Raw genomic sequence first — 23859 nt, forward strand, 5'->3', positions numbered from 1 at the left:
GATCCCAACATTTTCCTCCTCTTCGCTGCTATCAGGTAGCCCAAAAACGAGAACTGGAAAGCCCACCTTGAGAGTACTGTAAGCTCTTCAAGAAATGCCTGCCGAGGTGGTATGATAGGGGTGGAGCAGATAGGCCAGCTCAGGGGAGAGTAGCAACCAATGTATGTAGCGATTCCCGGGCGGGAGTTTTAAGGACAACAAAGCATGCAAGAGTTCATCCAGATAATTACCGCGCTAAGTTCGGAAGAGCTCGTGCGCAAAATCACCGATACACTGATAGACAAACGTCTTGCCGCCAGCGTCTGGATTTCCGGTCCGATGACCAGCACCTATCGCTGGCAAGGGAAAATAGAGTCTACTACCGATTGGGTATGCACAATTAATACGCGCAGAGAACTCTATAATGCTGTCGAACAAGCCATTAAGGAACTCTACCCCTCCGATGACCTGGGAATCTTAGCCTTGCCAGTTCTGACAGGCAACAAGAGCTACCTGGAGTGGATCACCCAGGAAACGCAAAACGCTACAGATCGTTCTTCTGAGTAGGGAATGTAAAGTACTTCAGGTTACTCTTCTGGGCAAGAAATTTAATCTGTTGAGGCTGGCACTCAAGAGTAATTCCTTGTCGCTCCCGTGTGAGAGGGTAGCTACTAAAGCGTGCATGGGCTTCCGTTGCGTGTTGGATTGAGCTCGCTGATAAAGAAGGGAATTACAGTAATATGGCGCTAGACTATACTGAGACGCACGTCCTCAAGCTTGGTGGCTCACTCTTTTATCCTCACGATGGCCTGGCAATCTCCTATATCCAGCAATTTGCCCAGTTTATTCGCCAGCAAGTGGCCGAACGAAAAGTGCGCTATTTTATCTTTGTCGGCGGCGGTCTCATTGCCAGGCAATATCGCGATGCGGGCCGTCAGATTCTTGGGCATGGCGTTGACGATGAGGACCTTGACTGGCTAGGCATCCATGCCACGCGCCTGAATGCCCACCTCTTGCGCACAGTTTTCCGCGATATCGCCCATCCTAACATCATAAAAGATTATAGCGTCATCCAGAAACCAGAGAAGCCCATAGTTATCGCCTCCGGCTGGAAGCCCGGCTGGTCCACTGATTATCCTGCCGTTATCCTGGCCAAGGATTATCGCGTCTCCTCCATCATCAAGCTTAGCAATATAGATTATGTCTACGACAAAGATCCGCGTACCTCCAGCGATGCCCGGCCGTTTGAGCATCTTTCGTGGAGCGAATACCGTACGATGATTGATGCCGAGTGGAAACCCGGCTCAAATGCGCCTTTTGATCCCATAGCCTCAGAGCAGGCCGCCGAACTGGGCATAACCGTCAAACTGGTAAATGGCACGAAGTTCGCTAACCTGGAAAAAGCCCTCAAAGGGGAGCCATTTATTGGCACCGTGATCGAGTAGAAGCACGTCTGCACACATCTGGTCCTGGCGGGAGGGCTATTTCAAACGGAATAGAGCACTATCCTTGGATTGTTTTACTACAGGCGGATAAAGAAAGTAGTAGCTCAAGGAGAGAAGTGCCATGTACGTTATTGTTGTCGGGCTTCAGATTAAGCCAGAGCATCGTCAAGATTTTATCGAAGCTGCCTTTCAGAATAGCCATGATTCCAGGCTCAACGAGCCAGGCACCCGAAGATTTGAACTCATCAAGGATGAAAGTGATCCCAATCGCTTCTATCTGAGCGAAGCTTATGAGGACAAAGCTGCCTTCGAAGCTCATGCCAATGGGTCCTATTTTCAAACATTTGTCGCGGCGTCTTCAAAGTGCTACGCCCAGAAACCAGTATGGCTGGTGAAGGGAACAATGATGGCGCCATCTGATGAGGCTTAAGTGCGTCGTCTTAGCCATAAGTAAGAAAAAGGGAAGCGAATAGAGTACACAGGCTCCGCTCACTTCCCGCGCTCATCATGAAAGAGAGTGTACCGGAAAAGGAATAATGCCGGGTACGAGAGAAACTATGGAGGTAAAAACAATCATCCAGATGAGCTTTGTGCAAGAGTAATGTATTTCTCTACTTCTGTCAAGGGATGCTCCCCCACAATGGATATTTGCCACAAGCCAGAGCCTGCCACATCTCCCGCCCAGGACAATTTGCTTGCTTCCCCTTGACCCTAGCTCCACAAACCAGAGGCATTTCTCCTGATCCGTTCACAAACCTCGACGTAGGACCGTGGGAAGCGAGTGTGGGGACCGCTTCGAGGATGAGGCGGGCAGAAACGGAATGAGCTTAGCATTTCTACTGACAGCCTATTTGACAGCGGTCTATACCATTGTAGGATGCGAATAACAATAAATGAGTACAAAAATGAGCGATAGAGTAAACCTTTTGAGCGTAACGGTTAGTATTCTTGCTAACTCAACAATTTGCGTATAAAGGATACATAAAAATATGAGTCACGTTGGTGAATCCGGCGGGAAAACTATTGCAAATCATGAAAAGATGGTGTATGCTTTCAACCGGTATCCAATCTCGGTCTCGCATACAGTGCTCGTCCAGGCTATCCGATCCCACGCTGGTAAGGGGACAGAACTTCTGGTGACACCTGCTACAGATTATGGACCTGGAGGATTACCAACATATCACAAGGAGGTCCCTAGTTGAGCTTCGTTGACAAAACTCTAAAGTGCCGTGATTGCGGAAACGATTTCGTTTTTACCGCAGGAGAGCAAGAGTTCTACCAGCAAAAAGGGCTGATGAATCAGCCAAGTCGCTGTCCCGAATGTCGTGCCGCTCGCCGCTCCGCCGCTGGTGGTGTCGGAACCCGCTCTGAGCGCGCTCCTCGCGAAATGCACACTGTAATTTGTGCAGAATGTGGCGCTGAGACTCAGGTGCCATTCTTACCCAAGAATGACCGCCCTGTCTACTGCAGCCCTTGCTATGATAAGGTTCGTGTTGCTCGCAACTAAGCAGGCTCTTCTGCGCTGGTGATGTTTCTCTCTTTCAAGGGGAAGCATCCCTGGTGAGTTGTAGGCGACTATCTTCGACCTATCTCCACAGCAAAATAAGAGGCAAAGCCGAGGTGTGTTCTTGGCCGAGCCTTATTATTATGTATCCCTTCTTCCCTTCCCCACGTGTAGGAAATAAATCTAGCTCACTAGAATGTTTATTCTTTTAAGCAAGGAAGTTGCATTCTCGCCCTAAGCGTTGCTTAAGCGAAAAACTACTGTGCGCTCAGGATAAGCGTCCCATCGTCAGGAGAGCGTTGTGCGGCTTGCGTTGCTCTGCCATTCCCAGGCGATACACAGGAGGGAAATAGCAGCATCAAACGAGTAGCCAGTGCTGCTGCCTTCGTTACCTGTCTCGCCGGACAGGCGTTTCCAGAGTAAGGGCATATTTAAAACCAGGCTGGCTTAACAAAGCTAGCTGCCAAATGAAATAAACCAGCTCTCGAAGTTGGACATATTTAGCAGGTGCGCAAGCGCAAATATAATAAAATAGAGGTGCAAACTCTGCGGTACCAGGCGGCCAGCAATGCTGATCTGGTCCCCTGGTTTTCACCGCCACTGTAATGGATTTGCTATAACTACTAATCATTGTTGCTAAAAAGGCATTGTATTTGCTTGACAGTAATATATTGCACTTTATAATAGATACATAACATTTGTTTCGCCGATGTTAAAGACGTGTTCTCGCCATAGCGTTTCTACAGACAGTGCAAGGGCCGCCTGGCAGGATTATCAGGGACGATAGAGTCTCCAGCGGGGTAAATGGGGATGGTGCCTGATTTGTGGCTGAGAACCGTAATGCCGGTGGGGATTGAAATGAAAATGCAATTATTGCTGGAGGCAGAACAAATGGTATAGCAAGTAGTAATCGGGTAAATAGGTAATAATGGCTACCAATTCTGACAAAGTTATGAATGAATCTACCTCGGTTGCGCAAACGATGCGGAAAAGAGATTTTCCTCTTTCTCGTATGACGTTAGAGGATTTGCTGAAAGAGACGCAACAATATCTTACTCCTCACGATATGGAGAGGATCAAGAGCGCCTATGATCTGGCGAATCAGGCGCATAAGGGCGCAGTGCGCCGTTCTGGGGAACCCTATATTCAGCATCCTCTAGAGGTAGCTCTGCTACTTGCTGGAATGCGGATTGACGCCGATGGCATTATGGCGGCTTTGCTCCATGATGTAGTTGAGGATACTGATTATTCGCTGGAAGATCTCAGCGAGCAATTTGGTCCGGGTGTGGCTAATATCGTTGATGGTGTTACCAAGTTTGATGCCCTGGCTGGCAAGCAGGCACCTAACGAAAAGGATAAGGCTGCAGAAACCCCTGCTGAAGCTGAACCCGCTCCCCCTCCTTCGCTTGTTGATAAGCGTCGTCTGCGCAGCGAGACCGTACGTAAAATGCTGCTGGCGATGGCCGAAGATCCCCGCGTGGTGGTCCTCAAGCTCGCCGACCGCTTACATAACATGCGCACGCTCTCAGCGATGTCCCCCACCCAGCAACAGAATACAGCGCGCGAGACCAGCGAGATCTATTCTCCCCTGGCCCGTCGCCTGGGTATGGCTATTGTGCAGGCCGAATTAGAGGATCTGGCCTTCAGCTATCTGGAGCCCGAGAAATATCTGCGCCTGGCGCGCGAGGTCGAGGAAGAAGTGCGCAAACGCCAACCCTATATTGAGCGCGTCTGCCAGAGCCTGAACGAAGAGATGAAGCGTGCCGGCATTCGGGCCGAGGTCTGTGCCTGGCAAAAGCATCTTGCCAGCATCAATCGCAAGCTCATGAGCAGCGGCGAAATCGGCCAGATTCACGATCTTATCTCTTTTCGCATCCTTGTGGATACCGATAACGAGTGTTACCTGGCCCTGGGACATATCCATGCCCTCTGGCGGCCCAAGGATGGGCGCATTAAAGACTTTATCGCCAATCCGAAATTGAATGGCTACCAGTCGTTGCACACCACAGTCTTTGGCCTTGATAATCGCCTGGCCGAGATCCAGATCCGCACCCACGATATGCAGCGCACCGCCGATTATGGCCTGGCCAGCTACTGGTATTTGAAAGAGCGCGTGGGCAAAGAAGCCTCGCCCAATAGCTGGCGGCTCTCCTATCGCGAAATGGTGGCCTGGATCGAACAATTGCGCGAGTGGCAGCGCGAACTGCCCCAGAGCGCCGACGAGTTTGTGGAGGCGGTCAAGGGCGATATCTTCCAGGAGCAGATCTTTGTCTTTACGCCCAAAGGCGAGGTCAAGGATCTTCCGCGCGGCTCAACTCCGCTGGATATGGCCTATCGTATTCATACAGATATCGGTGATCATTGCGCCGGCGCGCGCATCATCACCAACATGGACGATAGTGGCCACCTGGTAACCCGGCTGGTTCCGCTTGATTATGAGCTCAAAGGGGGCGAGATCGTTGATATCGTCACCAATCGAACCGTGCATCCGACCCGCGATTGGCTGAGCTTCGCACGCACGGCAGCCGCGCGCAATAAGATTCGCCGTTACCTGAAAACCTATGAGCGCGAGATCAATCTCCAACTCGGTCGCGAGCGTTTGGACCTGGCCCTCAAAGCCAGCGGGACTGCAGGCATCAACGAACGTATTGATGAGCTGCTGCAGCAGATCCGCGCCGAAAACTCAAGCGCCAGCGCCACCTTAAAGAAGTATGCCACGCTTGATGATATCTATGTGGCCCTGGGCCGCGAAGATCTCTATGTCGAGAATGTGCTCGAATACCTCCTACCCCTTTTGCGCGCTCAGTCTGAACAGGCGCAGGAAGGCGAGGAATGTAGCGATGGCTTAAACGGACATTATCATCTAGGCGAAGGCGAAGTGAGCGGCAGAAGCCTGGTTAAACTCGCGCGCTGTTGTTGTCCTATCCCTGGTGATAGCATTGTCGGCGTGCTGCATCCCAGCAAAGGGATGTACGTGCACCGCAGCGATTGTCGCGTCTTGCGGCGCTACCGCGATCAAACGCCTGGCGCCCTGGTTGAGCTCAACTGGCTGCAGATAGAGCCGGAATACTATATGGCTCCCGTAAACATCGTTGCTCATGACCGCTCTGGTCTCTTACGTGACGTTGCCGCAGTGGTGGCCGATGCCGGAATTAATATGACCGCAGTAACTTCTACTACCAATGCTTCATTGCAGAAGGCTGTTATTACGGCCACCCTTGAGATCCCTGCCGTAGAGGGAGTTCTTGACCAGATTGAACGGATTCTACGCCGCTTGCGCCAGGTCAAGAATGTGGTAAGCGTAGAGCGGGCGCTAAGCTCAAAATAGCTCAGCCCCCCTCTATAAGTCCTATAGAGTTTAGCCAATTTCAACATAATTCATTCTGAAACGTATACTTACTTGGATAGATAATGTTTGGATAGATAATGCTGCCTGCTTTCAGGACAAATTACTACCAGTTTATCAATAGATGGCCATGTTGAATAGTTTTGTCGAACAACCCTTCGTTCCGCGAGAAACTCCGGATGCGCTAAGTAGACTCCATGCCCTGGCGCTCCGCTATATGACGTCTGAAGAGATTAATCTGATCATTCAGGCGTTCCATCTTGCACGCGAGGCTTTTCAAAAAAGTGAGAATAGTGCCGCGGCTCCCTTGCTGTTTCGCGCTCTTGATGTGGCTAGCATTCTGGCCGATCTGATGCATGTCGATGCAGTGGGCGTGGCTGCCGGCCTTGTCTTCGAGGCCGTAGATGCAGATGCGCTCTCTCTGAACCAGGTAGAAGAGGTTTTAGGAGCTAGTACTGCACGCGTTGTGGGCAGTATGCTGCGCCTTAACATTCTGGAGCGACGTAAACAAGAAGTCAGTGCCGCTGGTAGTCGCCGCAGCCTTGAAGAGGATGCCGGTAGCAGCTCGTCGGCCGAGAGCAAGAAGCCGCGCATCCGCGAGGCGCTCAGGCGCCAGCAGGCGGAGACTGTGCGTAAGATGTTTGTGGCGATGGCTGAGGACCCGCGCGTGGTCTTGCTCAAACTTGCCTATCGCTTACAGGCTATGCGCCAGATGTGTCAGCCGACTTTTAAGGGCGACCCGCAAGAGATGATCACGATGGCCCAGGAGACGCGCGAGATTTATGCGCCGCTGGCCGGGCGCCTGGGAATGTCGCGTATCGAGAGCGAGCTGGAAGACCAGGCTTTCCAGATCCTTGAGCCCGATAAGTTTGTCTGGGTGCGCGATCTTGTGGAGTTGGAAAGCAAGCAGTGGCGCTCCTATGTTGAGCGCGTCTGCACTATCCTGCGCGCTGAAATGGCGGCGATTGGGGTGAAGGCCGAAGTTTCTGGCCGCGTCAAGCATCTCTACAGCTTCTACAAGAAGCTCGCGCGTACAGCTGGCGATGTTGACGACCTGGAAGCCTTAAAGGCAGCCGCCGACATCAACCAGATTCACGACCTCATCGCTTTCCGTATCCTTGTCACCTCAACGCCCGACTGTTATACGGCTCTGGGCCATGTGCATAGTCTGTGGAAGCCCAAGGAGGGGCGTATCAAGGATTTCATCGCCAATCCTAAGCCCAATGGCTACAGTGCGCTGCACACAACAGTATTTTGCCTTGATGATCACCTTGTCGAGGTCCAGATTCGTACGCACTCAATGCATGAGATGGCCGAGTATGGCGTAGCCATGCACTGGCATTATAAGGACGTTGGGGATAACGCTTCGGCCTCGGCGCGTGAGCTGTTGACCTGGCTGCGCCAGCTCTCCGAGTGGCAACATGAGCTGCGGGCCTCCGATGCCAGCGATACTGAGTTTGTGGAGGCGGTCAAGGGCGATATCTTCCAGGAGCAGATCTTTGTCTTTACACCTAAAGGTGAGGTCAAGGATCTGCCGGTGGGCTCGACGCCGCTGGATTTTGCCTATCGCATCCATACCAAGATCGGCGATAGCTGTGCCGGCGCGCGCATTATTACCGAGGCTGGCAGCGGGGAGACCGCCCGCCTGATGACGCGTATGGTTCCGCTTGATTATGAGCTCAAGAGCGGCGAGATCGTGGATATCATCACAAGTCGTTCAGCTCATCCAACCCGTGACTGGCTCAGCTTTGCGCGCACGGCGGCGGCCAAAAGCAAGATTCGTCGCTATCTGAAGCTGCATGAGCGCGATATTAATATTCAGATCGGGCGTGAGCGCCTTGAGCGCGAGCTCAAGATGGTAACCGGGCGCGTGCTTGATGCCGTGAGCGAGGATTTAGAGAACTATCTCAGCGATGAGTATCATCTGGAATCCTTTGATGACATCCTGGCGGCGGTAGGCGCCGACGATGTGCGCCCGCGCGCGGTTGTGCAGCGCATGATCGAGTACTGGCAGCTGCGCGAAGGCAAAGAGGGCAGGGAGAATAAGGACGAAGAAGAGACTGTGAAGCTGCCGGCGGTGAGCAGCGTCAAGCCCACTACGGAGGCGCGCCTGAAGGTGGCCGGAGTGAGCGGCTTGCTGACTCGCCTGGCCAATTGCTGCTGTCCGCTGCCTGGTGACCCCATCGTGGGCTTTGTCAGTCGGGGCAAGGGCGTGATTGTGCATAGGACCGATTGCCGCAATATCGCCGGATTTCGCCAGCGCGAGCACGAACGACTCATTCACGTGAGCTGGCAGGGCATGAGCCCGATGAGTTATATGGCGCCGATTGTGATTACCGGACGCGATCGCGTAGGCCTGACGCGCGATATCGTCTCCACGATCGCCGACGCGGGCATCAGCCTGATCTCCATCCATTCGAACGTCAGCGGCAAGGGTACCGTAGTTGTCACCACGGCCACGCTTGAACTTGACGATCTTGAGCAGATGTATCGCCTCTTTACGCGCCTTGAAAAGATTAAGGGCGTTATGCACGTGGCCCGTGATCTGGGCGGTCACCGCTAAGCGCTGCTTGTAAATAATCAGGAAGTATTCTAGTCTTCTGCTGTGGAGGCAAACAGCCTTCGCCGCGAAAAACGAGCTTAGCAATGGCATACCCTCTTTGGGTATATGTAGCCAGGGTTGGGCTCGTTTGCTTCTTTGGGAACGCTGCAGAGGGCAAATTCAAGCAAGAGGTTTTGTAATGACGCATATTTCTCACAATCCTGCGCAGGTTACGGCTCCCATCGGTGGGTATAGTCATGGGCTTGAGGTCAAAGCAGGCGCTCGTTTGCTTTTCATCAGTGGCCAGATTCCAGAAACTCCTGATGGGTACGTTCCTCAGCAATTCGCAGAACAATGTCGGGCTATCTGGAACAATATTTTTGCCATTTTACAGTCTGCAGGCATGGACAAAGAACACCTGGTAAAAGTCATAACCTTCCTCACGGATGCCAGCCAGGTGCAAGCCAATAGCGAAATACGACAGCAATTGCTGGGAGATTGCCATCCTGCTCTTACTGTAATGATTGCGCAGACCCTCCAATCGGAATGGCTGCTTGAAATTGAGGCCGTTGCGGCTTCCTACTATTAGTAAAGAGTACAAAGGACAAGGAAATTGGATAAGCTGATTAGCTCATTCTGCATTTCCAGGAGGTCAAGAACACAGAAGCGGCCGTTATCTAGGTAACCAGCGTGATTGCCCAGGTAACGGCCGCCCCATACATGCTCTTATGAAATTTTAGCCGCGCAGCCGATCCAGCACGGGTGGCTGGCGCAACTTGGCAAGTGCTCCGGCCTCAATCTGACGTACGCGCTCGCGCGTAATTCCCAGCTCGCGCCCAACCTGTTCCAGCGGATGAGCCTGACCATTGCCCAGACCGAAACGTAGCTGCAAGACAAGCTGCTCGCGTGGTGTAAGCACCGACTCTAGCACGCGCTGCACTTCATCTTTGAGCGTCTGCGTCGTCGCTAGCTCTTCAGGAGAAGCGGATTCTGTATCGGCCAGCACATCGCCAAGTTCCTGCTCCTCGTCCTCGCCAACCGGCAATTCCAGAGAAACCGGAGCCCCAGGTGCGGCCTGCAGCTCAACCATTCTGACGGGATCAAGGCCAGTAGCCTCGGCCAATTCCTGCTCCGATGGTTCGCGACCAAGCTCTTGCAGGAGGCGTTGGCGCTCGCGGCGAATGCGGTTTAAGGCAGTATTCACATAGACAGGCAGGCGGATCGTGCGGCCCTTGTCGGCCACTGCTCGGCTGATAGCCTGGCGAATCCACCAGGTGGCATGTGTGGAGAAACGATGTCCACGCCGCCAGTCATAGCGCTGAACCGCGCGAATAAGTCCAATGTTGCCCTCTTGGATAAGATCAAGCAAAGTAAGGCCACGTCCCACGTAACGCTTCGCAATACTCACAACAAGGCGCAGATTGGCAAGAATAAACTGCTTCATCGCATCGCGATCACCGCTCTCGATACGCTGAGCGAGCTCAATCTCGCGCTCATGCGTAATCATCGGGACGCGACCGATTTCGCGTAGATATGTCATGACGGCATCAGACTCGCCGGCGTCGGCGGCATTTACCGTGTTTTCGTCCTGGTCTTCCGAGCGTCGCCGACGCATAGGTGTGCGGCGTACCGGATGCTCTTCCTCGGTGGCTATTGTGGGCAGCGTCAGGATAGATTCGGCCCGTAGCTCTGGTTCCGGCATCTGAGTTAGCTCGTCATGCATATCAGGCATCTCATCTAACTCCAGCGGCCCCGTCTCCAGCTCAAGGCTCCCTGTATCTATCTCCCCGAGATCTTCGTCGAGATCGTGCTCATCTTTCCCTGCATCTTCCACCTCGTCCCCTGTATAATCAAGATCCTTCGTGAGAAGCTTTTCAACGATATCGAAATGCTTCTCCAGATCAGCTGGTTGTGAATCATTCAGTGTAAGCGTTGTTCCCGTCATGGCACGCTTTAAGTCAATCATTGTGCGCCCTCCATGAAAAGTAGCATATCCTAAGCAGCAAGATATATAGTTCGTCGGTCTGGTCCTACACTCCGGGAAAGCGAGCCTTCATCGGACCATTCTGTCCGAATTGCCGAGTGGGAGGAAATCAATGACGTGCTTCCTGTCTCTAATAATAGAAACATAGCCAGGTCGGAAATTATTCCTACTCCAATTATAACGCAAGTCACCCTTTCATTCTAGTCTTTCTCGCTCGTTTTTGCTTTGATTCGGAGATAGAACCATATCCGTAAGTAGTTAGTTCTGTGTAAGTTGCTTATACTTTGTTATACGTTTGAACCTCCATCAAGGTGGCAGACTGTTTCATCTTGTGTATTGCTGCTTCCTGAGAGAGCCTGTAGTGGGGCGCTGGCCTTCCGTTGAATGGTAGGAACTGTCTTCATATTTCGTATGATACGTATAAGGCGCACCGCAAAATAGGCGGCGACAATCAGGGCAGTAACAAGTATAGATATGGTAGCAAGAATGTTACCGATAGCCTCCCAGCTTGTCTCAAAAATATAGCCCAGCAAGAGAGGGATCAGGGTTCCCAGGGCTTCACCTAACAGATCGTAAATAAAGAAACGCTGAAAAGGATACATCTCAGCTCCGGCCAGCAGATTAATGGCGCCGCCGAGCGCGGGAAAAAGGAAGCGGCTCAGAAAGACAGCCCAGCCTCCGCGCTTAGCAAAATAGAGGCGTGAGCGCGCGATGGACGCCGGCGAAATAAAGCGCACTTTCTGCTGATGCCCCAACCAGAAAAAGATTTCGCGTCCCCCATAGCGCCCGATGAGATAGCCCACGCTATCTCCACTTACCGAGGCGCTGATCCCAATCAAAGCCAGCACGACAATGTTAAAATCGCCAGGTTCAGCAAACGCACCTGCGGCAAGCAAGACAAAGCTAATTGGTAGCGGGGCACCTATCGATGCAATAAACATACTCAGCCATAGGACCGGATATCCATATTGCTGGAGCCAGCCAAGTAAAAGAGGCAGAAATGTACTCAATGTGCTACCCTTTCTGCTGGATGTTTCTTTTTCTGCGGCCCGTGGTTGAGAGATGCCGTAGCTGTGGCGTGCGGATGGGCTTTGTGTTGCTTGCGATAGCTGATAATGCTCTTTTGCACCTCATGAATAACCTGATCTAGCGGGCGCTTGCTGTGTTGCGCGAGCATATGGAGCGTGCTATGTCGCGAAGGTGTTGGCGCAATTTGTAGGGATTTGTAGAGATAATTTTCGGGTACATGGTAGGAGTGCGCGATATAGGGAATCGTCATCCAGGGGCGTATTGTGCGTACATCGCCTTCTTCGGCAAGCATGTGCTGCTGCTGAAAATTGTGCAGCGCGCCTACTGTTGACGTGGCTGCCACAAATGTGCAGCTGAGCGACAGCAAAAGTAGGAAGCTGGTAACAATAAATTTTACCCGCAAGCTCAAAGGTCGCACTCCCAACATACAATTATCTCTTGACGCGATCCTCTCTATTCTCTAGAATACCAGATATGGACGCGTCTGCACAACTTTTACACGTTGCGATTAAACGTATTGATACAGATCTGCCCCTGCCAGGGTACGCTACAGCTGGCTCGGTGGGTTTTGATCTTCTTTGTCGGGAGGATACCGAAGTGCCTCCGCGTAAGTTGGGATTGATCCCGGCAAATGTAATTGTTCGTACGCCGCCAGGTTACATGCTACTCCTGACGATGCGCAGCAGTACGGCGCGGCGTAAGGGCTTGCTCATCCCCAATGGGGTGGGCATTATCGACCAGGATTATTGCGGTGAAGGCGATGAGCTGCTCGTCTCTGTCTACAACTTTCGGGATGAGGCCGTGACGGTCAGGCGCGGCGAACGCGTGGCTCAGGGCATATTTGTCCCGATTGCGCGTGTCACCTGGGACGAGGTAGAGCAGGTAGGCCAGGGACGAGGCGGCTTTGGAAGCACAGGTGCGTAATGTCATTCGCAGACTACTATGCTATTCTTGGTGTGCCACATAATGCTTCGCTTACGCAAATTAAGCGGGCATATCGCCGTCTTGCACGCCTTTATCATCCCGATCTCAACAGGCAGGTGCATGAGGAGCATATCAAGCGGCTGAACGAGGCTTATGATGTGCTCAGCGATTTTCGCAAGCGGGCAATCTACGATATTCAGCAGCTTGAGGAGATGCGGCATGCCATTATTATGGATGCTCTGCGCCGCCAGCCTCGGCAAGCGCTGCACCGTATGAGCTGGCCTGAGGGAATCAGCGGATTTTTCCGCGAACTCAAGCGAGGCCTGCAGGATTAGCTTGAGGCTTGTATTGTGGCACGCGGGTGGCGGCAAGGCGTGCCAGCGTTATTTCTATTTGCCTGATTCTAGGGCTAAATTTAGGCTCTGGAATAGAATTAAGGGGCAAGCTCTGCCCCTTCTTGCTCTACTATTTGCGCTCTATGCCTGCCTGCCCACGTTGCTTAGACGGTGGCCCAGGCCTTGCCGTCAGGACCTGCGGTTAAGACCTGCACGCCTTTCTTGGTAATGGCCAGGGTATGCTCAAAGTGCGCGCTGGGCAAACCGTCATGTGTGACGATGGTCCAGGCATCGCCAAGCATGCGCATGCGCTTGGCACCCATATTTACCATCGGCTCGACAGCGATCACGACTCCCGGCTTCAGCTCGAAGTCGGCAAGTTGCTCGTACTGTTTGGTATAGTAGTTAGGCACTTGCGGCGTTTCCCACATTTCGCGTCCGACGCCATGCCCTACCAATCCTTCAACCACAGAAAATTTAGCGCTCTTGACATACTCTTCAAGCTCGCGGGCGACCTGGCTCCAGAGCCGACTCTGAGGGATCAGTTCTATGGCCAGCTTGAGGGTACCTTCGGTGATATCGAGTAAGCGCTGGACTTTAGGGGCGATCTTGCCCACGGGCCGCGTGACGGCGGCATCTCCGCACCAGCCATGCTGCTTGATGCCGATATCGATGCTTACTATATCGCCCTCGCGCAGGGCACGCGAACCTGGAATGCCGTGCACGATCTGCTCGTTGACCGAGATACAGGTCACGGCCGGAAACGGCACCTTGCCGTTGCTGCTGGGCACGCCCTTAAATAGCGGGGTAGCTTTGTGTTCAGTGATGAATTGTTCAACTGCGGCATTGATCTCGGCGGTGGTGACGCCTGGCTTGACGTGTTCTGCGGCTATCTCGTGGGCTTGCCAGACCAGCAGACCGGCTTGCCGCATCAGAGAGATCTCTTTGTCGGTTTTTAAATATTGCAAGTCTTCTTACCTTTTAGCTTACTGTTACACATGTTTAAGCAGGGGCAAGCGCTCTTGACCCTGGCTGTTGTAAAGTTTCTGTTTCTACGCCATGCTACGGCGGAAATTGCTGGCAGCCCAGCAGATGGCTAGCAGGGCCAGGACTGCCACAATGGCAAAGCCACGTATTACGGAGATGTCGCCGAGGTGACCATTGAAGAGGGCTCGCGCGGCCTCTACCGCATAGGAGAGCGGATTAATCAGCGCGACGCCGCGCAGTAATGGCGGCGCTAATTCTATCGGTAGTATGATACCCGAAAGTAGCAGCAATGGCAAGGTAATTGTGTTGAGCACTGATGAGAGACCATTCTCGTCTTTGAGTAGCAGGGCCAGGGAGTAGGAGCAAGAAGCCATGAGCAGGCCCAGCGGGACAACAAGGCCCAGGGTGAGCACGATGCCCGCCAGGCTCCTCCCCATTCCATCCAATGATTGGCTCAAGATTCTCAGGCCCTAAGCTCAAAGAGAGTGAGTATCTTCATGCACTTTCCCAATTGCTGAAAAGCATCTACCCGCGCCACACTTGCTTAATATTCAAGCTATCAGCTATGTTCTCCAAAGGGTTGCCTGTCACGAGCAACAGATCAGCTAAGAACCCTTTGTGTATCCGGCCTCTGTCTTGAAGTTGAAAGACTGCTGCGGGTACGGAAGTAGCGGCACGCAGTGCTTCAATTGGCGTCAGACCAGCTTGCACGAGAAGTGCTAACTCCCGGTGCAGACTTGCTCCGTGAGCCACACCCAGTGTGCCTGCATCACTGCCTGCAAGCACTTTGATGCCAGCATCATGTAGAGCCTTCACGGCGTACATGGATGGCTCAAGTGCAAGCGTTCCATGATACTGTGGCCACGCCATCTTCACCATCTGCTGAGACGGGGGATTCAGCTTCTCCATGAGCTGATGCTCTGAGAGCATCCGAGCTGTCCCGGTGGTACCGCAAATGGCTTCCAGCGCTGCAAGCGTCGACATAATAAAGACTGCAGCTTTTACGATGGTTTCGAGCAGGTCATCCTCTAGCTCACCGTCGATAAAGCAATGAGCAAGCCCATCCACACCGGCTTGCAGCGCTCGGCGGATGGCTCTTTGCGAATCTGTGTGTGCAATAGCCAGAAGGCCATGCTCATGGGCTGCGCGGACGAGGGCAGCCAGGGTGGCGTCATCGAGTGTCGGGTGGCTTCCGTAGCCCAAAGCATCGCCGCCATCGATGATCAATTTAAGATAATCCGAGCCTTCGGCAACGCGATCCCTCACGAATTGCTCTGCTTCTTCTGGAGCGGAAATGGTTGGAAAAGGCGGGTAGAAGCCTTGCGCTACTAAGCCTGTCGGATGCCCACCCGGGGCGGTGGCCCCCGTTCCGGCAAAGCGCAGATCGGCCATAGTCTTGTTCGTCCGGGCTGCGGCTTTCAGGGTTTTCGCGAGCCTGGGATTTGAAAACATGTCAAGTTCGGTGGTGACGCCAAATTGGAAGGCTTGCTCTAGCATCTCTGGAAAGATATGGGTATGCGCGTCAATCAAGCCTGGCAATAAGGTGCAACCGGTGCCGTCAATCACTTCCGTGACCTCTGGAGCAGATGTGCCAATGGCCATGATTTTGCCATTCTGCACTGTGACGCTCTGGGCTGGATGGTTTTCTCTCCCATCGAATACTTTTGTATTCGAGATCATGAACGTTTTCATAAGAAATCTCTCTTCATCTTTTAGTAAAGTTCTTTTCCTTACCCTCCGACCACATTCCAATCTGTTTCCCTTTTTCCTGGTCTACCATCGTCAGCTATTGTGAGTGTTCATTACTTACGTAGCCGATCTTTTTGCGTACGCGCCCGGCCTCGCACCTTCTGCGACCTGTAGATTGACACCGCTTACGGCCTCAAGCCTGCCTCTGCGCGTCTTAAAGCTTTTGCGCAATTCCTGCGTTTCTACTATGGTCATATCTTTACCTCCCTGTATTTGCATATACGTATACGTGCAATATAATATAGGTATACGTATATGTCAATGGGGAAACTTGGGCAAAATGCCTTCTTTTCAGGCGTAAGACAAATTTTTAAATAACCTTAAATGATTTGTATACAAATTTGAGTAAATTGTCAAGGGGATGGCGCAAGTTGCGCCAGGAAGCTAAACTCTTTAGATAAATTTGTTCTTGTTAATCATAAGCCCGAAGCGGCTTGCTTAGCGTGAGACTTCTGCTGTGGGCGCTGAATGTTTGACAGCCGTCAGGCAATAGTGCTGATGGCGATCAAGGTGGATATCAAGGATGGAAAAGGCTTTGAATAAAGTACGCAGTTCCTCGGGCGTGAAATAGTGATGGGGCAAACCCGCCTCAATCCCATCGAGGGGAATGTACGTGCCTGGCTCAATTTGCGCAAATTGTGTGCCCTGATTCTGTAGCTGTGGGACTGTCACGAAAATGTGGCCACCGACTTTGAGGATACGAGCCATCTCATCAATCAGAGCTGCAATCTGAGCCAGGCGCGCATGATGGATTACCTGCACAGAGAGGATCGCATCGAAAAAAGCATCAGGGAACGGCAAGGCATCGAAGATATCGCTCTGCACAAGATGGGCCGTCAAGCCTGCCTCTTCCAGGCGCTGCCGCGTTATCGCCAGCCCGGCTGGTGCGCTATCAATGCCATACATATCAAAGCCGCGTTCCCCGAAGTAGAGAACATGGCGTCCGCTGCCACATCCAAGATCGAGCAGAGTATGGGCATTGCCCTGGCTGATCTGCTCAGCCAACTGCGGCATATCTTCGTGGGGCTCAACGAAGACCAATCCCTGGCTGGCAAAGATCGCATTCCAGGGCGTTGAATGATTTGGCATCTTTTCTCCTCTACCAATTTTGTGAGCTTATTATGCACACATATGCGCTGACTAAGGCATAGGCCCGCGCGTATTGCAAAATGATCTCAATATAACACTATTGCGCAGCGCTTCCCTGAAACTGCAGGCGAGAGAAGAGGGAATGATGGAAAGAATTAGGGGAGCTCGCCGCGCTCAACTTTCTCCAGCGTTTGCTCGATCCAGCGCAGCTCGGTCTCGACATGCGCAGCCATCAGGCCTAGATTCTCCAGCACGAAGCGTCCCACCTCGGGATAGCCTTCCTTGAGCGTGATGAAATAGCGCAGCGAGCGCAGATTGGCCCGCGTGAGATCGGCGCGATTGCGTAAGGCCAGCAAGAGCTCATCGCGCGGCAGCATATCCATATACATCAAGGCGATCTGAAAGGGATCGACGGAAGTCTTATTTTCCCACCAGTACTCGCGCAAGAGCCGCGCGAACTCGGTCTGGCCCGCCGGCGTAATCGTATATTCTATGCGGGCCGTGGGTTTGCTGCGTGGCTCCTCGCTCGGGCTGGTTTGTTGAACCAGGCCCTCCTGAGCCATTTTGTTGAGCGCTGAATAGATCGAGCCGTAAGCGATATTGGCCCACTGATTGGCGCTCCATAGCTCAAGCTCGCGGCGTATTTCGTAGCCATGAATAGGGCGTTGCTGGCGCTGGAGGACACCAAGGATAAGTAAGCGGATAGCAGACATGTTCTCAATAAAGCTCCTTGGCCAACATCATAACAGAGCCGAAGCCAGGCGACAAGAGTGTATACTCCCCTTGTTCCCAGAGGCTTAAAGTCCTTCCTCAGGCCGACCCCATAGGGATTTTTGGGACATGCCGCAAACTAGCAAATTGCCCTCGATACAGCAATATCGAGGGCAAGGCCAGGGCTAAAGTTGTTGCAGCGCCCGCTCGAAGGCCTCGTAGGCCGAGCTGCCAAACAGCACAAACATGACTTGCTGCAGGCTGGTTGGTTTCTCAATGTGCTCGATCACCGTCTTGAGCGCGATAGGCGCTGCCAGGTCCAAAGGATAGCCATAAGCGCCGGTGCTCAGCGACGGGAAGGCGATACTTTTGATCTTGTGTTGCTCGGCCAGATCAAGACAGGCCTGATAGGCACCGGCCAGCAGGCGCGGATCAGCAGGGTTCTGCCGATAGATCGGGCCCACGGCGTGATAGACGTAGCGGGCTTTTAGCTTCCCGGCTCCGGTCGCTACCGCGCTGCCTGTCGGGCAGCCGCCGATTTTGCGGCACTCTTCCATAATGCTGGGACCGCCGGCGCGATGGATGGCGCCATCCACGCCACCACCGCCCGCGAGCGCTGCATTGGCGGCATTCACGATAGCGTCTACCTCGACATCGACAATGTTGCCGCGCAGCAAAGCCAGCGTCACACCGTTGATTGTGCGTGTGGACATAAATGCCTCCATCTTGACGAGCTCCTGCCTAGAGGAGAAGGCCGAATGGCTCTTCCAACAAGCGTTTGACTTCCTGCAGGAAGCGGGCAGCCGTTGCGCCGTCGATCGCGCGATGATCAGAAGAGAGCGTCACCTTCATACGCTCGCGCACGACGATCTCTCCCTCGACGACAACCGGCGTGGGCGTAATCGAGCCAACGGCAAGAATCGCCGATTCGGGCGGATTGATCACGGCTGTAAAGCTATCGACATCGAACATACCAAGATTGCTTACCGTAAAGGTCCCGCCGCTGAAATCCTCGGGGCGCAGTTTGCCGCCCCGGGCCAGGCTGGCCAGGCGTTGCGTCTCGCGCGCCAGCTCAAGAACCGTATATTTGTCGGCGTTGCGCACGACAGGCACGATCAAGCCCTGTTCCAGGGCTACCGCGACGCCAACGTGCACATGTTTCTTCTGCAGCAGGCGATCCTCGGCAAAAGAGACGTTCATCTGTGGCATGCGCCTCAAGGTCAGCGCGACAGCCTTGACGATCAGATCGTTATAGCTGATCTTGAGCGGCGACGGATCTTTGGCCGCATACTCATTGATCTGCTTGCGCAGCTGGCCAAGCTTGCCTGTATCTATGACGCTCGTCACATAGAAGTGCGGGGCAGTCTGCATGCTCTGGCTCAGGCGGCGTGCAATGGTGCGGCGCATGGCCGTCAGCGGAATCTCGACGAACTCATCGGCCTCCTGACCAGTGAGGACAGGGGCAAGCGGCTCCTCGGATCTGGGCTCAACATAGGTCTCAAAGAGCGGCAAGCTGACTGCCGGCTGCAGGCTTGGTGCTGTCTGCTGCTGGGCAGCAATCGCGGCCTCTACATCCATCTTAATGATGCGCCCATTGGGTCCGCTGCCGCGCAATTGCTTATAGTCCAGGCGATGTTCCTCGGCCAGGCGGCGCGCGATAGGCGAGATAAAGATGCGCCCACGCTCAGGCTCCGTGCTGCGGCTCACCGTCGTTGCTGGTGCTGCCTGCGTGGCAAGCTGAGCCTGCACAGCCGGGGCTGTACCGTTGCCTGTGGCTTGGTGGGTTCCGTTGGCCTGCGCGGTCCCCGTAGCCTCGGCGGGCAAGGGCTCGTCGGCGCTGCCCACATAAGCGATGGGCGCTCCGATTGGTGCTGCCGAACCGGCGGGCACAATGATCTTGCGCAAAACGCCGCTCACAAACGACTCAATCTCGATATTGACCTTATCGGTCTCAACCTCGGCGATGGGCTCGCCCTTCTTGATTGTATCGCCCTCTTGCTTGAACCAGTTGAGGATCTTACCTTCTTCCATGGTATCGCCCATTTTGGGCATTTCTACAGTCTTCATATGCTGCTAAATCCTCGCCAGGGCGGCAGGGACGATAGCCTTGGCCGCATGAATAATCTCGTTCTTATCGGGCAGGGCCGCGCGCTCCAGCACCTTAGAGTAGGGCATGGGCACGTCAGCGCCGGCCACATGCTGAATGGGTGCATCAAGATAGTCAAAGGCGTGCTCATAGATCAAGGCTGCAATGCCCTGGCCCGTGCCAAAGTATTTCCAGCCCTCCTCAGCGATCACCACGCGGTTCGTCTTCTTCACAGAATCGACAAGCAAGTCGATATCAAGGGGTCGGATGCTGCGCAGATCGATGACCTCGGCCTCGATTCCCTCTTTGGCCAGATCCTCGGCGGCCTGCATGACGATATGGAGCATACGCGAGAAGGTCACGATCGTCACATGCTCGCCGGCGCGCTTCACCTCGCCGCGATTGAGCGGGACCGTAAACTCTACGCCCTCATCGGGCACCTCGCCCTTCACATTGTAAAGAAGCTCGTGCTCGATAAAGAGGATCGGGTCAAGGTCGCGCACAGCAGCTTTGAGCATGCCTTTGGCATCGTAAGGGGTGGCCGGCATCACCACTTTCAGGCCAGGAAAGTGCGCATAGAGCGATTCCAGGACCTGGGAATGCTGGGCGCCACGCTGAGCGCCACCGCCGCCGGGCGTGCGAATGACCAGCGGAATCTCGGGCTGTCCGCCAAACATATAGCGGAACTTGGCAGCGCTATTGAGGATGAGATCGCTCGCCAGCAAGCTGAAGTTGATAGTCATGATTTCGAGGATGGGGCGCAGACCGTTTAAGGCCGCCCCGATCGCCGCGCCGGTAATCACCTCTTCGGCCAGCGGAGTATCGCGCACGCGCTTCTCGCCAAACTCGTCAATCAAGCCTTTGGTCACGGCATAGGTGCCGCCATAGCCGGCGATATCTTCGCCAAGGATAAATACGCGCTCGTCGCGCTGCATCTCTTCGCGGATAGCTTCCCGCAGCGCGTCACGATACGTCAGTGTTCGCATATATCTTATTTCCTCTCGTAGCGGTAGGCGAGGGCTGTGGAGTTATCCGCCATAACATCGGTATAAAGTTCGTCAAGAGAAGGAAAGGAACTGTTTTCGGCAAACTCAGCGGCCTCTTCGGCCACCTGGATGGCGCGCTCATCGTTAGCATCAAATTCTGCCTGCGTGGCAATGCCATTCTCCAGCAAGGTCTTCTCAAAGATCGCAATGGGATCGCGAGAGCTGCGCCATTCGCGCTCTTCCTCGCGCGTGCGATAGTAGGCGGGGTCAGTCATAGAGTGAGCGCGGAAACGATAGGTCTTGGCTTCCAGGAGGGCCGGTCCCTGGCCGCTGCGCGCATGTTCCACCGCGCGCTTTGTGGCCTCGTAGACCGCCAGGATATTCATACCATCAACCTGTTCTCCGCCGATATTATGGGCCGCCGCACGCGGAAGCAGGCTATCGACTGCCCAGGCCTTCTCAACGGCCATGCCCATCGAGTACTGGTTGTTTTCACAAATATAGACAACTGGTAGTTTCCAGATCGAGGCAAGATTTAGCGATTCGTGGAATGCGCCCTCATCAACCGCCCCATCGCCAAAGTAACAGACAATAACTGTGTCCTCTCCGCGATACTGAGCAGCTAATGCTACGCCGGCGGCAATCGGCAGGTGTGCGCCAACGATAGCCTGTCCGCCAAGAATCCCTAGTTCATTGCTCCACATATGCATAGAGCCGCCCTTACCCTTGCTGCAGCCGGTAATTTTGCCGAAAAGCTCGGCCATCACCTGACCCGGTTCCATACCTTTGGCAAGCGCGTGTCCATGTTCCCGGTAAGTACACATAATCTTATCGCTTGGGCGTAAGGCCGCGATACTGCCTACCCCAACGGCTTCTTGCCCGATATAGAGGTGCATAAAGCCGCCTATTTTGCCGCGAGTATATTCCTCTGCACTTTTTTCTTCAAAACGGCGCAAAAGAGCCATCTTGTAGTGCATTTCTACTAATTGAGTTCGTGTTAGTTCTGCTAGCGTAGCATTGCTGATCGCCATAGGCCCCCCTTGTGTGGTAACTGCTTGGTATGTATGCCTGATGCTGTGACATACTTCATTGTATGTGGTGAGACCTTCAGCTTAACACGCCATTGTGTCTATCTGATTATAGTTTTCCTACCTATTGTACCTTATCGGTAGCTGAGATTGCTATAGAGAGTGCTGGAGCATGACATTTTGCTTACTGTGGGATGTGGGAATGGCACCCTGAGATGACGTGGCATAGCCCCTGGGAGGGCTTGTACGGGACGTTTGCTCGGTCTCCGTCTTGCACCTCCAGGGGCCAGGCGATTTCTGGCAGTGAGGGATCTCTCACCATATAAGGTGGCGCGGAGGCCGCCGGCTTCTAGCCCTGGTGAGGAAACGACACGGGTGTCATCCATCACCTTTTGCGGGGAGCCATTATTTCAGGAAATGGCTCCAAACCCCTCCACGCGGGTTGCCTCTGTGGGTCAAGCGCGCCTGGCTCAGTTCTCTGCAGGTCTGGCATCCATGAGTCTGGCTTGAACGCTCTCTGCCAGTTTGGTCATAGGCCATAGCGGTCAGCGTTGGCGCCATGCGCTCTGACTCGCTTGATCCCTCCGAAAACCTTTCCTTCTCTCAATGGAAGAGAAGGGAGCCGGTCAAGTCCGGGCCTGCCATGTGCTGAGGCGCGTGTCCCAGCGTTTCCAGGCTCCTACCCATAGGGCGTAGGACCTGACTTGTCTTAAAGTAAGCCTTGACTAGTTAGCAAGTGATAACTGCGAATGGACTTTGCGCAGAATATGGGTCTGCGACTACCCGCTCTGGCTTAGTTCCACCCGCCTGACGGTGCCGGGGTAGGCTCGCTGGCCTTACCAGGCTCTGCTTAAGGCGCTAGTTGTAACGCTGCTGAAGACAACTTTCTGCTTCTTGCTAACATTGCCTGCTGATCTTCCTGAGAAGATTCTATTGCTTTCTACTACAGACCGGGCCAGGAGTGACAAGCGCTCATAGCCCGGTTCTCTGGCCACGCGTTTGCGGCGCGAGGTCTCTGATAACAGACTACTTCTCTTTGATCACTGCCTCTGAGAGATCTTTGCCGGGGAAGAAGCGCACGCGCTCTTTGGCGGGCACCTCTATTGGTTTCCTATCGCGTGGATTAACCCCCTTACGAGCTGCACTTTGACGGACTTTAAATGAACCAAAGCCCACTAAGCGTACTTCGTCGCCATTCTGAAGCGCTTCCCGAATGCTATCCAGGGTTGCTTCCAGCACTTCAGCGGCCTGTTTTTGGGATAGTTTAGCTTGTTTGGCAATGCGCCTTGAAAGCTCTTGCCGACCAATTGTAGCAGGTGTAGCGGCTTTTTGGGTTTTTTCTTCAGCCATGGGTTCAAAATCCTCCTTGCAACAATCAAAACGCGTCGCCTGTAAGGCCCGGTTATGACATTGTTGGGCCTGCGAAGCGGCGTTACATCCTCACTGCCGTTTAGGAGTATAGCATGTAGATTTGAGAATTACAAGCGTACCTCTATGGCTAAAAATTTATCATATATAGTAAATCTGCTTTACAAGCCAGTCTATACCTAACGTCCAAGCATAAAAATGGCCTGCCAGGCTATCACCAATCCTCGTGCTACTTCATATAGAATGATACTTTTTTTCGTGTAGCGTTACTCAATCCGGGTCTTATAGCTGAGGTACGCAAGTGGTGGTAATACTTCAGCTATAAACTGCTCAGCAGCACACTATTATTTTTTGAATACTTATTCAAGATCGGGGCTGCTCGCTGCTAACATGTTCATCGAGCAGATATAAAATTCGTCGATTGTCAGGGGCTTGTCAGGAAGGCTTGCCTGGCTGCCGGAGATGAATTGTAGTAAGCTATGTACTATTAGTGGGAAAATTTCATAGATGGGCAGTTTTTGCCTCTGCAATTCGCACATTTATAACCCTCCTTCATTTTATGCTGCTCAAGCCCACACAAACATAGGCTTGACAAAGCTTCGCTTTTCCGCCAAAGCTTTCTATGAGGTACAATATCGGCATGTATGAAGGCGGGGCTTTTTCTCCCTTTGTTCGCCTCCGTCAGCGGCAAAGCAAGGCAGGCAAAGGTCCCGGATTAGCAGACAGGTTTCTTGCTGGCAAACGGAGAATTAAGGGAGAGGAGAAAG

At 53.4% G+C, this 23859-nt stretch carries 23 protein-coding genes and 1 pseudogene; 9 read left to right on the top strand and 15 right to left on the bottom strand.

The genetic code is table 11. From position 1 onward, the window contains the following. Positions 1 to 204 precede the first annotated feature (204 nt). From cutA to EPA93_RS36355, 7 genes are all read left to right on the top strand, one after another. The gene (cutA, locus tag EPA93_RS36325) at positions 205 to 546 is read left to right on the top strand and encodes a divalent-cation tolerance protein CutA (RefSeq protein WP_129892209.1); all 342 of its coding nucleotides are present in this window, start codon (positions 205 to 207) and stop codon (positions 544 to 546) included. A 173-nt stretch (positions 547 to 719) separates the two neighbouring features. Next, positions 720 to 1424, top strand: coding sequence for a UMP kinase (gene pyrH / locus EPA93_RS36330; protein WP_129892210.1), 705 nt, complete (start codon positions 720 to 722; stop codon positions 1422 to 1424). A 121-nt stretch (positions 1425 to 1545) separates the two neighbouring features. After that, positions 1546 to 1854 (top strand): putative quinol monooxygenase, encoded by a 309-nt coding sequence (locus EPA93_RS36335; protein ID WP_129892211.1) that lies wholly within the window; start codon positions 1546 to 1548, stop codon positions 1852 to 1854. Positions 1855 to 2622: 768 nt separating this feature from the next. Next, positions 2623 to 2931, top strand: coding sequence for a zinc-ribbon domain containing protein (locus EPA93_RS36340; protein ID WP_129892212.1), 309 nt, complete (start codon positions 2623 to 2625; stop codon positions 2929 to 2931). A gap of 925 nt (positions 2932 to 3856) precedes the next feature. Further along, positions 3857 to 6256, top strand: a complete 2400-nt coding sequence (locus EPA93_RS36345; protein WP_129892213.1) for a RelA/SpoT family protein — start codon at positions 3857 to 3859, stop codon at positions 6254 to 6256. Between the two features lie 148 nt (positions 6257 to 6404). Beyond that, the gene (locus EPA93_RS36350; RefSeq protein ID WP_165423634.1) at positions 6405 to 8837 is read left to right on the top strand and encodes a RelA/SpoT family protein; all 2433 of its coding nucleotides are present in this window, start codon (positions 6405 to 6407) and stop codon (positions 8835 to 8837) included. 178 nt (positions 8838 to 9015) lie between these two features. Continuing rightward, on the top strand, positions 9016 to 9405 hold the full coding sequence (locus EPA93_RS36355; protein ID WP_129892215.1) for a RidA family protein: 390 nt from the start codon (positions 9016 to 9018) through the stop codon (positions 9403 to 9405). 147 nt (positions 9406 to 9552) lie between these two features. Here the strand turns inward: EPA93_RS36355 and EPA93_RS36360 are convergent, their stop codons facing one another. From EPA93_RS36360 to EPA93_RS36370, 3 genes are all read right to left on the bottom strand, one after another. Beyond that, positions 9553 to 10782, bottom strand: a complete 1230-nt coding sequence (locus tag EPA93_RS36360) for a sigma-70 family RNA polymerase sigma factor (protein WP_129892216.1) — start codon at positions 10780 to 10782, stop codon at positions 9553 to 9555. A gap of 305 nt (positions 10783 to 11087) precedes the next feature. Then, positions 11088 to 11810, bottom strand: a complete 723-nt coding sequence (locus EPA93_RS36365; protein WP_129892217.1) for a DedA family protein — start codon at positions 11808 to 11810, stop codon at positions 11088 to 11090. Beyond that, a complete protein-coding gene (locus EPA93_RS36370; protein ID WP_129892218.1) occupies positions 11807 to 12256 on the bottom strand; it encodes a hypothetical protein in 450 nt (149 codons plus the stop codon). Before EPA93_RS36370 ends, EPA93_RS36365 begins: the two co-directional genes overlap by 4 nt. A 47-nt stretch (positions 12257 to 12303) precedes the next feature. Here EPA93_RS36370 and dut point away from each other — a divergent pair, with 47 nt between their 5' ends. After that, positions 12304 to 12753, top strand: coding sequence for a dUTP diphosphatase (dut, locus tag EPA93_RS36375; RefSeq protein WP_129892219.1), 450 nt, complete (start codon positions 12304 to 12306; stop codon positions 12751 to 12753). Next, a pseudogene (locus EPA93_RS51140) lies at positions 12753 to 12947 on the top strand (DnaJ domain-containing protein); the annotation flags it as partial. The gene dut and the pseudogene EPA93_RS51140, both read left to right, overlap by 1 nt. Positions 12948 to 13252: 305 nt before the next feature. Here EPA93_RS51140 and map read toward each other — a convergent pair. From map to EPA93_RS36435, 12 genes are all read right to left on the bottom strand, one after another. Beyond that, entirely contained in the window at positions 13253 to 14056 is an 804-nt protein-coding gene (gene map, locus EPA93_RS36385; protein ID WP_129892221.1) for a type I methionyl aminopeptidase, read from the bottom strand. Positions 14057 to 14140: 84 nt separating this feature from the next. Continuing rightward, complete coding sequence (locus EPA93_RS36390; protein ID WP_129892222.1) at positions 14141 to 14533, bottom strand: ABC transporter permease; 393 nt, start codon at positions 14531 to 14533, stop codon at positions 14141 to 14143. A 67-nt stretch (positions 14534 to 14600) separates the two neighbouring features. After that, positions 14601 to 15767, bottom strand: coding sequence for an amidohydrolase family protein (locus EPA93_RS36395; RefSeq protein WP_129892223.1), 1167 nt, complete (start codon positions 15765 to 15767; stop codon positions 14601 to 14603). Between the two features lie 114 nt (positions 15768 to 15881). After that, on the bottom strand, positions 15882 to 16019 hold the full coding sequence (locus tag EPA93_RS48725; RefSeq protein ID WP_165423635.1) for a hypothetical protein: 138 nt from the start codon (positions 16017 to 16019) through the stop codon (positions 15882 to 15884). Between the two features lie 243 nt (positions 16020 to 16262). Continuing rightward, on the bottom strand, positions 16263 to 16913 hold the full coding sequence (locus EPA93_RS36400) for a class I SAM-dependent methyltransferase (RefSeq protein ID WP_129892224.1): 651 nt from the start codon (positions 16911 to 16913) through the stop codon (positions 16263 to 16265). Between the two features lie 155 nt (positions 16914 to 17068). Further along, positions 17069 to 17626, bottom strand: a complete 558-nt coding sequence (locus tag EPA93_RS36405; protein WP_129892225.1) for a PadR family transcriptional regulator — start codon at positions 17624 to 17626, stop codon at positions 17069 to 17071. A 183-nt stretch (positions 17627 to 17809) separates the two neighbouring features. Then, entirely contained in the window at positions 17810 to 18337 is a 528-nt protein-coding gene (locus tag EPA93_RS36410; protein WP_129892226.1) for an O-acetyl-ADP-ribose deacetylase, read from the bottom strand. A 28-nt stretch (positions 18338 to 18365) separates the two neighbouring features. After that, positions 18366 to 19691 (bottom strand): dihydrolipoamide acetyltransferase family protein, encoded by a 1326-nt coding sequence (locus EPA93_RS36415; RefSeq protein ID WP_129892227.1) that lies wholly within the window; start codon positions 19689 to 19691, stop codon positions 18366 to 18368. Positions 19692 to 19697: 6 nt separating this feature from the next. Then, complete coding sequence (locus tag EPA93_RS36420; protein ID WP_129892228.1) at positions 19698 to 20696, bottom strand: alpha-ketoacid dehydrogenase subunit beta; 999 nt, start codon at positions 20694 to 20696, stop codon at positions 19698 to 19700. Between the two features lie 5 nt (positions 20697 to 20701). Next, entirely contained in the window at positions 20702 to 21727 is a 1026-nt protein-coding gene (gene pdhA, locus EPA93_RS36425; protein WP_129892229.1) for a pyruvate dehydrogenase (acetyl-transferring) E1 component subunit alpha, read from the bottom strand. 1023 nt (positions 21728 to 22750) lie between these two features. After that, a complete protein-coding gene (locus EPA93_RS36430) occupies positions 22751 to 23074 on the bottom strand; it encodes an HU family DNA-binding protein (protein ID WP_129892230.1) in 324 nt (107 codons plus the stop codon). A 377-nt stretch (positions 23075 to 23451) separates the two neighbouring features. Next, the gene (locus tag EPA93_RS36435) at positions 23452 to 23631 is read right to left on the bottom strand and encodes a hypothetical protein (RefSeq protein WP_129892231.1); all 180 of its coding nucleotides are present in this window, start codon (positions 23629 to 23631) and stop codon (positions 23452 to 23454) included. Positions 23632 to 23859 lie beyond the last annotated feature (228 nt).

The sequence above is a fragment of the Ktedonosporobacter rubrisoli genome, from assembly GCF_004208415.1.
Classification (GTDB): domain Bacteria; phylum Chloroflexota; class Ktedonobacteria; order Ktedonobacterales; family Ktedonobacteraceae; genus Ktedonosporobacter; species Ktedonosporobacter rubrisoli.